The sequence below is a fragment of the Micromonospora sp. AMSO12t genome, assembly GCF_008806585.1.
Lineage (GTDB): Bacteria > Actinomycetota > Actinomycetes > Mycobacteriales > Micromonosporaceae > Micromonospora > Micromonospora reichwaldensis.
The window spans coordinates 1-11,244 of record NZ_WAAS01000217.1; the positions used below are offsets into that span (position 1 = coordinate 1).

General features: G+C 75.2%; 10 protein-coding genes. 9 read left to right on the forward strand and 1 reads right to left on the reverse strand.

The features are described from left to right. Window positions 1–460: 460 nt before the first annotated feature. The 7 genes from F6X68_RS24780 to F6X68_RS24810 all read left to right on the forward strand — a co-directional run bounded on the left by F6X68_RS24780 (window position 461) and on the right by F6X68_RS24810 (window position 8,338). Window positions 461–934: a hypothetical protein gene (locus tag F6X68_RS24780; protein WP_151456538.1), complete on the forward strand. Its 474-nt coding sequence runs from the start codon at window positions 461–463 to the stop codon at window positions 932–934. Window positions 935–980: 46 nt separating this feature from the next. Beyond that, complete coding sequence (locus F6X68_RS24785) at window positions 981–1,136, forward strand: DUF4177 domain-containing protein (RefSeq protein ID WP_018222171.1); 156 nt, start codon at window positions 981–983, stop codon at window positions 1,134–1,136. A gap of 76 nt (window positions 1,137–1,212) precedes the next feature. Then, window positions 1,213–1,674: a RidA family protein gene (locus F6X68_RS24790; RefSeq protein WP_151456539.1), complete on the forward strand. Its 462-nt coding sequence runs from the start codon at window positions 1,213–1,215 to the stop codon at window positions 1,672–1,674. Window positions 1,675–1,795: 121 nt separating this feature from the next. After that, a complete protein-coding gene (locus F6X68_RS24795; protein ID WP_151456540.1) occupies window positions 1,796–2,623 on the forward strand; it encodes an MBL fold metallo-hydrolase in 828 nt (275 codons plus the stop codon). Next, the gene (locus tag F6X68_RS24800) at window positions 2,620–6,204 is read left to right on the forward strand and encodes an adenylate/guanylate cyclase domain-containing protein (RefSeq protein ID WP_151456541.1); all 3,585 of its coding nucleotides are present in this window, start codon (window positions 2,620–2,622) and stop codon (window positions 6,202–6,204) included. The genes F6X68_RS24795 and F6X68_RS24800 overlap by 4 nt, the downstream gene beginning before the upstream one ends. Window positions 6,205–6,331: 127 nt before the next feature. Further along, window positions 6,332–6,802: a hypothetical protein gene (locus tag F6X68_RS24805; protein WP_151456542.1), complete on the forward strand. Its 471-nt coding sequence runs from the start codon at window positions 6,332–6,334 to the stop codon at window positions 6,800–6,802. Between the two features lie 30 nt (window positions 6,803–6,832). Continuing rightward, window positions 6,833–8,338 (forward strand): serine/threonine-protein kinase, encoded by a 1,506-nt coding sequence (locus tag F6X68_RS24810; protein ID WP_151456543.1) that lies wholly within the window; start codon window positions 6,833–6,835, stop codon window positions 8,336–8,338. Here the strand turns inward: F6X68_RS24810 and F6X68_RS24815 are convergent. Further along, window positions 8,315–8,662, reverse strand: a complete 348-nt coding sequence (locus F6X68_RS24815; RefSeq protein WP_151456544.1) for a hypothetical protein — start codon at window positions 8,660–8,662, stop codon at window positions 8,315–8,317. The genes F6X68_RS24810 and F6X68_RS24815 overlap by 24 nt on opposite strands. Before the next feature lie 283 nt (window positions 8,663–8,945). Here F6X68_RS24815 and F6X68_RS24820 point away from each other — a divergent pair, with 283 nt between their 5' ends. Beyond that, a complete protein-coding gene (locus F6X68_RS24820; RefSeq protein ID WP_151456545.1) occupies window positions 8,946–10,751 on the forward strand; it encodes an alpha/beta hydrolase in 1,806 nt (601 codons plus the stop codon). Between the two features lie 214 nt (window positions 10,752–10,965). Then, window positions 10,966–11,244: hypothetical protein (locus F6X68_RS24825; protein ID WP_225852403.1), on the forward strand; the 279-nt coding region annotated here is incomplete at its 3' end.

The following is an 11,244-nucleotide window of genomic DNA, read 5'->3' on the forward strand; positions in this document are numbered from 1 at the left end:
GACCCCATCCGGCCCGGCGGCAGGGCCGGATGGGACTGCCGGGCCGGATGGGGTCGCCGGGTCGGGTGCGGCGGCCGGGCCGGGAGCCGCCGGGGAGCCGGGCTGGTCGGCCGGCGGTCCGACGGGGCCACCGCTGGGTGGTTGGGTCATCTCATCCCCCGGGTTGCGGCGTCGCCGCCTGACCGGGCGACGAGCGTGATCGAGCTGGCGGCGAGCCGGCGGAGCGCCCGTCCGACCGGAAGGGTAACGGTCGGTTCCCCGCTCCGGGGGGCGGCGGGTGCCGTCAGGTTCCTTACCGATGGTGTGTCGTATATGTGACTTTGGGTGATCGTCTGTGCGCGTCCGGTTGGCGTGTCTGTCGCCGCCGACCTACGTTCTCAGCGGCGCGGGGGGCGGGCCGGGCGGAGGGCCCGGACCCGCAAGCGATGACCTGACCAGGTACGACGTCCGGAGGCAAGGCATGCGCGACGTGGACAACAATCCTCGGGCACAGTTCCCGGTGGGCGACCGGGCACGGCGGCCCGGCTTCCCGGGGGAGGCCGAGGGCGGCGTCGGCCTGCCCGTCAACGAACGGTCGTACCGGCGGCTCGCCGAACCCGTCGAGGTGATGCGCGTGCCCGCCCGGCCGGGAGCCCGGGACGAGGAGGAGCCCGGCTTCGTCATCCACCTGCCGATCCGGGTCGCCGACCTGAGGGCGGCCACCGCGCTGGCCGGAACGGTCGCCACCTCGCTGAGCTTCCTCAGCGAGCTGGACGCCGGCGAGACCACCGTCTCCAGCACCGACGACCAGAACAACCGGCACCGGGTCTTCTGCGACCTGCTGCTGCCGGACCGCTCCCGCTGCCCCCAGCCGTACGAGCACGGCGGCTCCTGCGGGGAGGTGCCGGCGCCCCCGGAGCAGCGTCCCGCGCCCCGCCCGTCCGCCGGACCGTAGGCTGTGCGTCGAGAAGTCGAACTCCAGCCAAGGGAGCCCTCCACCGATGCAGAAGTGGGAATACTCCACGGTCCCGCTGCTGGTCCACGCGACCAAGCAGATCCTCGACAACTGGGGTGAGGACGGGTGGGAACTCGTCTCCGTGGTTCCCGGTCCCAACCCGGAGCAGCTCGTCGCCTATTTGAAGCGGCCGAAGGCATGAGCGAGCGGAGCGAGCGAATCATCCTGACCGGCGCGTCGAGGGCTCATGACGCCGCCGAGCGCAGCGAGGTGGCGGCATGAGCAACGGTCCGCACGCGAAACTCGCCGAGCTCGGGCACACGCTGCCCGAGGTGGTCCCGCCGTTGGCCAGCTACGTGCCGGCCGTCCAGTCCGGGCAGCACGTCTACGTCTCCGGGCAGTTGCCGATGGTCGAGGGGAAGCTGCTCGCCACCGGCAAGGTCGGCGCCGGCGTCTCCGCCGAGCAGGCCAAGGACCTGGCCCAGCAGTGCGCGCTCAACGCGCTGGCCGCGATCGACTCGCTGGTCGGCCTGGAGAACGTCGTCAAGGTCGTCAAGCTGACCGGCTTCGTCGCGGCCTCCTCGGGCTTCACCGCCATCCCGGGCGTGATCAACGGCGCGTCCGACCTGTTCGGCGCGGTCTTCGGTGAGGCCGGCCGGCACGCGCGCAGCGCCGTCGGCGTGGCCGAGCTGCCCCTGGACGCCCCCGTCGAGGTCGAGGTCGTCGTCGAGGTCTCCTGACCCGCACCACCTCCCCGCGATCTTGCGTTCGGTGCCCGGCAAAAGCCGTGAACCGGTACGTATCAGAGGCGGAGCCTGCAAGATCGCGGGGAGTGGCCGGCGGGGCCGTACGATCGCAGCCATGACCGGGCACTTCACCGCGCCGGCGGCGGCGCTCGCCGACGGATTGCCGGGTTGGGTGACGCTGCTGCGTGCCCCGAACCCTGGGCCGATGACGCTCGACGGCACCAACACCTGGGTGCTGCGCGCCCCTGGCCGGGAGCACGCCGTCGTCGTCGACCCGGGCCCGGCCGACGAGGGGCACCTGGCGGCGATCGCCGCGCAGGGGCCGATCGGCCTGGTGCTGATCACCCACGGCCACCCCGACCACACCGACGGCTCGCGCCGCCTGCACGAGCTGCTCGGCGGGGTGCCCGTACGCGCCGCCGACCCGGCGCACACCATCGCCGGGGAGCCGCTGACCGGGCCGGGCGGGGAGCTGGACGGCCACGGGCTGGGCGTCCGACTCGTGCCGACCCCCGGGCACACCGGCGACTCGGTCTGCTTCCTGGTCGAGCACGGCGACGAGCGGGTCGTCCTGACCGGCGACACGATTCTGGGCCGGGGGACCACCGTGGTCGCCCACCCGGACGGGCACCTCGGGGACTACCTGGCCAGCCTGGAACTGCTCTCGACGTACCGGGGGATCCCGGCGCTGCCGGGGCACGGTCCGGCACTGGCCGACTGCGGCGTCGCCGCGGACTTCTACCTGGCCCACCGCCGGGCCCGGCTCGACCAGGTCCGGGCGGCGGTCGCCGCGGGCGCCTCCACCGCCGCCGAGGTGGTCGCGACGGTCTACGCCGACGTCGACCGGTCGCTGTGGTGGGCCGCCGAGTGGTCCGTCCGGGCCCAGCTGGAGTACCTGGGCCGGGAATCCGGCGGAGGTGCCGCGGGGTTGGAGCAAGCGTGACCTGCCCGGTGTGTGGAACCGTCGCCGTGCCCGGCGCGCGGTTCTGCCACAACTGCGGCGCCGCGCTGCCGGCCGCCGCGACGCTGCCCGCGGCCGAACGCCGCGTGGTGACGGTGCTCTTCGGCGACCTGTCCGACTTCACCTCCTGGTCCGAGGACCTCGACCCGGAACGCGTCGGCGCGGTCACCGACCGGGTGCTCGCCGCGCTGGCCGGCGCGGTGAAGACGTTCGGCGGCCACGTCGACAAGCTCACCGGCGACGGGATCATGGCGGTCTTCGGGGCGCCGGTCGCGCACGAGGACGACGCCGAGCGGGCCGTGCGGGCCGCGCTGTCGATGCAGCGGGCGGTCCGCCGGGTGCTCGACGACGAGCGGGGCGGCGGCGCGCCGCTCGGCCTGCGCGTCGGGCTGAACACCGGCGACGTGATCGCCGGCATCCAGGCCGCCATCGAGTACACGGTCATCGGCGACACCGTCAACACCGCCGCCCGGCTGGCCGACGCCGCCGCCGTCGGCGCGGTCTACGCGGGGGCGCGGACCTCCGCCGCCACCCGGCACGTGGCCTCCTGGCGGGCGTTGCGCCCGCTGCGGCTCAAGGGCAAGCGGGAGCCGGTCGAGGCGTACGAGCTGCTCGGTCTCCTGGACGCCCCGGGCACCCGGTCCGGCCTCGGCGACGAGGCGCCCTTCGTCGGCCGGGAGACCGAGATCGGCCGGGTCGCCGGCCGGCTCGCCGAGGTGATCGACCGCGCCGAACCCCGGGTGCTGCTGATGACCGCCGAGGCCGGGATCGGCAAGTCCCGGTTCGCCGCCGAGGTGGAACGCCTCGCCGCCGGCTACGACGTGGGCCCGGGCCGGTACGCCGCGCACACCGGAGCCCGGGTGCTGTCGGTGCGCTGCGCCGCGTTCGGCGAGCGACGCCGGCTCGCGCCCCTGGCCGACCTGGTCCGGGCGGCGGTCGGCCTGCCCAACGACGCCGCCACCGCGCTCACCCGCCCGGCCGTCGAGGAACGCCTGCGCCGGCTCGGCCAGCGACTCAGCCGCACCGGCACGCCGGCGCCGGTCGCCATCGACCAGCTGCTGGCCCTGCTCGGGTACGCCGAGCTGCCCGGCGGCGGCCCGGCCGACCAGGGCGAGTGGGGCACCGCCCAGCCCACCGACGCCGACACCGTGCCGAACGCGGTCGCGGACCTGCTCACCGCGCTCGCCGGGGAGGCGCCCCTGGTGGTCGTCGTCGACGACCTGCACGACGCCACCGCCGAGACCATCGAGGCGCTCGGGATCACCCTGTCCCGGCTCGCCGGCCCGGTGCTGGTGCTGCTGCTCGGCCGGCCCGAGCTGGTGCGTACCGCCGGGGCGCTGACCCGGGTCGCCGACGCCGAGGTGCACGCGCTGCCGCCGCTGCGCGGCGCCGACGCGGCCCGGCTGCTCACCACCTACCTCGGCGGCGGCAGGCTGCCGCAGTCCGACGCCGACCGGCTGCTCGCCACCGCCCAGGGCAACCCGTTCTACCTGGCCGAGCTGGTCACCCTGCTGATGGAGCGGGGCGCGCTGACCACCGTCGCCGAGCGGAACTCCCCGAGCCCGGGCGGCTGGCGACTGGTGCCCGGCTCGCTCGGCAGCCGCCTGCTCTCCCGCGACCTGGCCGCGGTGCTCGCCGCGCGCATCGACGCGCTGCCGGCGGAGGCCCGCTCCGTGCTGCGGGACGCGGCCGTCGTCGGCGACACGGTGCCGGACGGTGCGCTGGAGGCGCTGCGCGAGCAGCGGGCCGGCCGCGACGGCCGACCGGCGGCGGTGGTCGCCGTCGAGCTGGAACGGGCGGTCGAGGAGCTGCTGCAACGCCGGATGCTGCACCGCACCCGCGCCGGGTACGCCTTCGCGACCCCGCTGATGCGGGAGGCCGCGTATGCCGGGGTGAGCAAGGCCGAGCTGGCCGAGCGGCACGCGGCGCTGGCCCGGTGGGCCGCGGCCGGCCCGTCGGCAGGTGCGGGCGCGCCGGGCGGCTTCGCCGAGGCGGCCCGGGACGTCTTCGTGGCCCAGCACGTGGAACGGGCCGCCGCGCTGGCCGACGCGGTCGGGCTGCGGCCGGACGCGCCGGCGCGGGCCGTCGTCGGTCTGGGCGTCACCGCCCTCGGCGGGGCCGCGCGCCGCTCGTTGCAGGCGGGTGAGCCCGCGCTGGCCGTGGAGTACGCCGAACGCGCGGCCGAGCTGGCCCGGGACGGGGTGCCGGCGGCCGACCGGGTGGTGCACGCCCGGGCGCTGCTCCAGGTCGGACGCCCCGCCGACGCGCTCGCCTTCGCCGAGAAGATCGCCGCCAACGCCGGCGACGAGTCCGCCGTCCGGACCAGCGCGCTGCTGCTCGCCGGGCAGGCCCACCAGACCATGGGCGACCAGGCGCGCGCGGTGGGCTGCTGGCAGGAGGCGTTGCAGGTGGCCACGGCCGGCGGGCTGCCGACGCTGCGCGCCTCGGCGATGCGCCGCCTCGGCATGGCCGACTTCGTCGCCGGGCGGTTGGGGCAGGCCAGCAGCCGGCTCGCCGCGTCGTACCAGGTGAGCCTCCAGTCGCAGGACCGCCGGGGGCAGGCGTGGTCGTTGCAGAACCTGGCCTGGGTGACCACGACCCGGGGCGACTTCGCCGGCACCGACGCCGTGCTCGGCCGGGCCGCCCGGCTCTTCGCCGAGCTGAAGGACCCGTACGGGCGGGCCTGGCTGCGCGGCACCACCGCCTTCGCCCGGCTGCTCGCCGGCCGGCTGCGCGAGGCGTGCCGGATGGCGCAGGTCTTCCTGCCGTTCGGCGAGCGGGTCGGCGAGGCGTGGGCGGTGGGCACGCTGCGCGCGGTCGAGGCGTTCGCCACCGCCGAGCTGGGCGAGCTGGGCGAGGCGGACCGGGGGGCCCGTCGGGCGTACCGCGAGTTCGCCGCCGCCTCCGACGACTGGGGGCGCGGGTTCGCGCTGGTCGTCCGGGGCGTCGTGGCGCGCGGGCTGGGCGAGCCGGGGCACGCCGCCGACCTGCTCACCGACGCGCTGTCGTACGCGGAGCGGACGTCGCACCCGTTGCTCACCGGGATGGCCGGCACGCTGCGCGGGTTCGTGGCGCTGGACCTGGGTGACTGCGACACGGCCGAGCGGGACGCCCGGTCGGTGCTGACCGCCGTCGAGCCGCACAACCCGCAGGCACCCGCCCAGGTGGGGCCCCGGGTGCTGCTGGCCACCGCCCGGCTGGCCGCCGGCGACTCCGCGACCGCCGTGGGGCTGCTCGCCCCGGTGGCCACCGCCGCCGCCACCGTGCCCTCGCTGCTCTTCTCCCGCCGCCAGACCATGGCCCGGTACGCGTCCGCCCTGCTCGCCCACGGCCAGTGCGAGCAGGCGCTGGACTGGGCCCGGCGGGCCGTCGCCGCCCCGGCGGAGGACGTGCGCAGCCAGGTGGTCGCCGCCCGGGTGCTCGCCGAGGCGCTCGCGGCCTGCGGCCGGCCCGTGGAGGCGCTCGCCAGCGCCGAGGAGGCGGTCCGCCTGGCGTACGCGACAGAGCAGCGCAGCGAGCGCGCCGCCGCCGACGCCCTGCGGGCGCGCCTGACCACCCCCTAGTCCCGCGAACCCCGGAACCGGAAGGTCTGGCGGTTCTGGGGATGCGGTGTGTCGGGGATGGCCGATAGCGTGTCAGGTCCGAGGGGCGGTCGGTCGTGCGACCGCGTCGGGTCTGGGGAGGGCCGTGATGAGGTTGCCGCGTTCGGCCGCCGGATGGACGATCGCGGTCTTCGGCGTGCTGGCCCTGCTCATGGGCGCGGTCGGGCTGGTCTGGCCGGAGGCGCTGCTGCGAATGCTCGGCTTCGAGGTGCCGGCGACGCGCGCGGCCGGCGACCACACCGGCACCTTCCTGATCGCCTCCTCGATGGCCTCGTTCAACATGGGGGTCTACTACCTGCTCGCCACCGCCACCGAATGGCGGTCGTTCTTCCGCTTCACGGTGGTGTTCCGGCTGGTCACGTTCACGGTGTTCAGCATCGCGGTGCTGGCCGACATCGCGCCCGGGAGGTTCTTCGGGGTGGCCGCCTGGGAGGGCCTCGGCGCGGTGGCGACCGCCGTCGGGCTCTGGTGGGACAACCGTCGCGCGGGCCCGGGGGCGGTGGGCGGCGGAGGCGATTCCGCAGCCGGTGCCGTTCCGGCCGCTGATGCGGTTCACTGAGCCGTCGGTCCGGTTGGGTATTTTCGAGCTGTGACCGCGACCCCGCCCGGCGCCCTGCCGGCGCCCATTGTGCCCGGTCTGACCGATCTGCGCGTGTTTGCCAGGGGAGGCTACGCGACGATCTACAAGGCGACCCAGATCTCGGTGGGGCGCGAGGTCGCGGTCAAGGTGGAGAATCGCACCCTCGACAGCGAGCACGACCAGGCCCGCTTCCTGCGCGAGGCGCGGGCCGCCGGGCGGATGTCGTCCCACCCGCACGTGGTCGACCTCTTCGACGTCGGGGTCACGGTCGACCAGCATCCCTATCTGATCATGGAGCTCTGCGACGGCTCGTACGCCGAGCGGATGCGGACCTCGCCGCTCGGGCCCGCCGAGGCGCGCGACCTCGGGGTCAAGATCGCCGACGCCGTCGCCCACTCGCACGCCGCCGGCGTGCTGCACCGCGACGTCAAGCCGGCGAACATCCTCTACTCGCACTTCAACTCGGCGGTGCTGGCCGACTTCGGGCTGGCCGTGGTGGCCGAGATGCGTGACGCCTCGGTCGCCCTGGAGGTGCTCACCCCGGCCTACGCGCCGCCGGAGATGTTCAACCACAGCCCGCCGTCGCCCGCCGTCGACGTCTACGCCCTCTGCGCCACCCTCTACGCGGTGATGCACGGCCGCCCGCCGCGCTGGCAGTCCGAACGCAACCCCAGCCTGGTCACCGTGCTGGAGATGTTCCACCAGCCGGTTCCCGGCCTGCCCGGGGTGCCGGCCGAGATGATCGACGTGCTCCGGGCCGGGATGTCCAACGATCCCGGCGAGCGTCCCTCGGCTGTCGAGCTGCGCGACCTGCTGGTCGGCCTGCCGCTCGGTCCCGCCGGCGCCCAGGCGGGCGGCACGGGCATCCCGGGTCCGGTCAGCGGCGTGCCCGGCCCCGTCGGCCCGTACGGCGTGGACCACGTCTCTCGGCCCGCTCCGCGACCGCCGGTGGAGGACCTCCACCCCACGGTGCCCACCGCCCGCCAGCGGCGTCGGCGGCGCTGGTTCCTCGGCGGCGCCGGGATGGTCGCGTTGGCCGCCTCGGCGGGCGCCGGTGCCTGGCTGGCCGGCGCGGTCTCCAGCCCGGGCCCGTCGCCGACGGCCGGCGTGGCGGCGACGAGCACGGTGCTGCCCGCCTGCGCCCTGACGACCGCGTTGCCGGCCGGCGCGGGCTGCGCCGACGAGTTGGAGTGCTTCGGGCCGATGGAGGTGCGCGGCGCGCGGACCCGGGCGCCCCGGGTGCCCTGCGACGGCCAGCACACCTGGGAGAGCTACGCCGAGGGCAAGCTCCCCGACACCCTGGTCGGCGCCGGCCACGACCAGGTCAGCGCGGACGCGGCGGTACGCGGGGTCTGCAACGAGACCACCTTCCGGCTCACCAGCGGGATCAGCTACGCGGACGGCTGGAACCTGGAGGTGCTGCCCCCGGCCGGGGCCGACGCCGACCGGACGTACCGCTGCCTGGCCGGGCGTGGGCTCGACGCGCTCGTCTCACCCACCCTCACGGGCCGCTGAGCCGCCGCGTCCCCGGTGGCGCTCGCGCATGGCGCGGACGGCCTCCCGGTGGTCCAGCGACTCCAGCGTGTCGGCGTCGACGCCGTACAGTCCCCCGACGGGCTGCCCCGGGCCGTTCGGCGTGACCGCCGGTTCCGGCCCGTCGTCCTGCCGGGCCGCCGCCACGGACACCGCCGCGATCATCGTCGCCAGTACGCAGAGCAGCGCCAACGTCACGCCGACGAGATCCTGGCGCCCCCACACGATCAGCGTCACCAGCAGGGAGGCCGCCACCAGCGCGGCTGCCACCGCCTTCGCCCGTGCATCGGGCCTCGCAAGTCTCACCCGTCCAGGATGTCCGAGCGGGGCCCGCTGTCAACCGGGTCGCCGGCACCGGATGACCGCCGGTGTGGATGGCCGGCATCAGGTGAGCCGGCGCGCGGGCTGACGCCGGGCCACTGCGCCTGGCCGCCGCCAAAAGCGTCGACGGTGAACAATTCGTTACATCGATCAGCGGTTTGTCGGATATGCGGCCGTTCGCCGGCCGGTAATCCTGGTCCGCCGTTCCTAGAGTGACGGAGGTCGAGCCACGGCTCGACCGTCCTGTCGCCCACCGGAAGGCGTCCACATGCCACGACGAAACCGGTCCCTCGCCGCCGCGGGCATCGCCGGCGTGCTCCTCGCCGGCGCCGCGGTCGCACCCGCCGCCGCCGCACCGTCCCCCGCCGGCGGGGACCGTCCGGTCACCTCCGACCGGACCAGCCCGCAGGAGGCCCGCCGGGTCGACCGGGTGCCCACGCCCACGCTGGACTGGTACGCCTGCTACGGCTACGCCGAGTGCGCCACCGTCCGGCTGCCCCGCGACTACGACAAGCCGAACGGCCCGACGACCGAGGTCGCCGTGCTGCGCGTCAAGGCCCGCGACCAGCAGCGGAAGATCGGCAGCCTCTTCGTCAACCCGGGCGGCCCCGGCGGCTCCGGCACCGACGTCGCGCTCGCCGCGCCGTACTTCCTCGGTGACGAGGTGCTGGACCGCTTCGACATCGTCGGCGTCGACCCGCGCGGCGTCGCCGCCAGCCAGCAGGTCAGATGCTTCCCCTCCGTCAAGGAGCAGACCCGGGCGTACGCCGGGCTGAACGTGGCGTTCCCGTGGACGAAGGCCGAGGAGAAGGCCTACGTGGCCTCCTCGAAGGCCGTCGGCAAGGGCTGCTCCACCACGGGCAAGCCGCTCACCGGCGCGATGTCGACCGCCGAGGTCGCCCGCGACATGGACGTGCTGCGCCGTGCCGTGGGTGACCGGAAGCTCACCTTCCTCGGCTTCAGCTACGGCAGCATCCTCGGCCAGTACTACGCCAACATGTTCCCGGACCGGGTCCGCGCCCTGGTGATCGACGGCGTGCTCAACCCGAACGAGTGGGTCGGCCAGGGCAGGGCGCGCAACCTGTCCCAGGAGGACCGGATGCGCAGCGCACAGGGCGCGTACAAGGCGCTGCGGGAGATCCTGGTGCGCTGCGACAAGGCCGGCGCGGAGGCGTGTGCGCTGGCCGAGGGCGATCCTGTCGCGTCGTTCGACCTGGTCGCGAAGCGGCTGCGGGCCAAGCCGGTGGTCATCGAGGACCCCGACCTCGGCCCGGTCACCATCACGTACGCCGACTTCGTCGCCGCCAACCTCAGCATGCTCTACGGCCCGACGGGCTACGCCGAGGTCGTCGACCTCACCGCCGCCCTGCTGGTGCTCACCGACCCGGCGTCGTCGCCGGCCGCCCGCCGCCCGGCGACGGCCGACGTGACCCGCCAGGCCGCCAAGGCCCGCGAGCAGGCCCGACGGTACGACTTCCCGTACGAGAACGGGTTGGAGACCTTCCTCGGCGTGGACTGCACCGACGCGTACCACCCGAAGGACGCCGGCTCGTTCCCGGCGCTGGCCGCCAACGCCGACAAGCGCGACCCGTACTTCGGTCGGCTGTGGACGTGGGGCACCTCGCCGTGCGCCCGCAAGACTTGGACCGTGCGGGACGAGGACGCCTACACCGGCCCGTTCAACCGGCGGACCGCCGCGCCGGTGCTGGTGCTGGGTAACTACTGGGACCCGGCGACCAACTACCGGGGCGCGGTCAGCTCGGCCCGGCTGCTGCCGAACAGCCGCCTGCTCAGCAGCGACAGCTGGGGGCACACCGCGTACGGGACGTCGGCCTGCGTGACCGGCGCCGTCGACGCGTACCTGCTGCGCGGGGCGCTGCCGGCCAACGGCAAGGTCTGTGTGGGCGACGTCCAGCCGTTCGCCGAGCTGCCGGCCGAGCCGGAGGCGACCCGGCGGGCGGAGGCGTCGAAGGGCGTGCTGGCCGCCGAGGGCGCCCCCGGGCGGGGTGAGCCGAAGCGGCTCCCGCCGGTGGTCGCCCCGCTGCCGGCGGTCGGCTCGCTGACCGTCCGCTGAGGACCCGGGGTGCGGCGGGCGATCGGGCGCCCGCTGCACCCCGGCCCGCGACAGCGCGCGCAGGAGATGCCCGAGCGAGGCGGAACTGCCGCTGAGGATCCGCATCGTCGTGCCGAAAATGCCGACACCCGAAATCGATCGACGAATCCCTATGCGATTTGTGGTCCTGCGGCGACTCTGTCCCTACCGGTTCCATCACCCGCAGGGGGCACGCATGATCCAGATCCGCGCCGGACATCGACGCGCCGCGGTCGCGATGGGCGCCGCGCTGATCCTCGCGGCCGCGCCGATCGGCACCCCACCGGCGTACGCCGACAGCCAGGTCGAGGCGTACACGATCGGCACGGGCTACGGCCTCTACAAGTCCACCGGCGGCGCACCAGCCCTGGTGCACGGTGAGCACGTCGCGCCGCCCGGGGCCGGCATCGCCACCATCCGGCCCGCATCCGGCAGCGTCACCGCGTTCGCGATCGGCCTGAACGGCGGTCTCGTC

Bases quoted from the DNA above. Each gene is read 5' to 3' on its own strand.
- F6X68_RS24780 (WP_151456538.1), top strand. From the start codon at position 461: ATGCGCGACGTGGACAACAATCCTCGGGCACAGTTCCCGGTGGGCGAC.
- F6X68_RS24785 (WP_018222171.1), top strand. From the start codon at position 981: ATGCAGAAGTGGGAATACTCCACGGTCCCGCTGCTGGTCCACGCGACC.
- F6X68_RS24820 (WP_151456545.1), top strand. From the start codon at position 8,946: ATGCCACGACGAAACCGGTCCCTCGCCGCCGCGGGCATCGCCGGCGTG.
- F6X68_RS24805 (WP_151456542.1), top strand. From the start codon at position 6,332: ATGAGGTTGCCGCGTTCGGCCGCCGGATGGACGATCGCGGTCTTCGGC.
- F6X68_RS24790 (WP_151456539.1), top strand. From the start codon at position 1,213: ATGAGCAACGGTCCGCACGCGAAACTCGCCGAGCTCGGGCACACGCTG.
- F6X68_RS24795 (WP_151456540.1), top strand. From the start codon at position 1,796: ATGACCGGGCACTTCACCGCGCCGGCGGCGGCGCTCGCCGACGGATTG.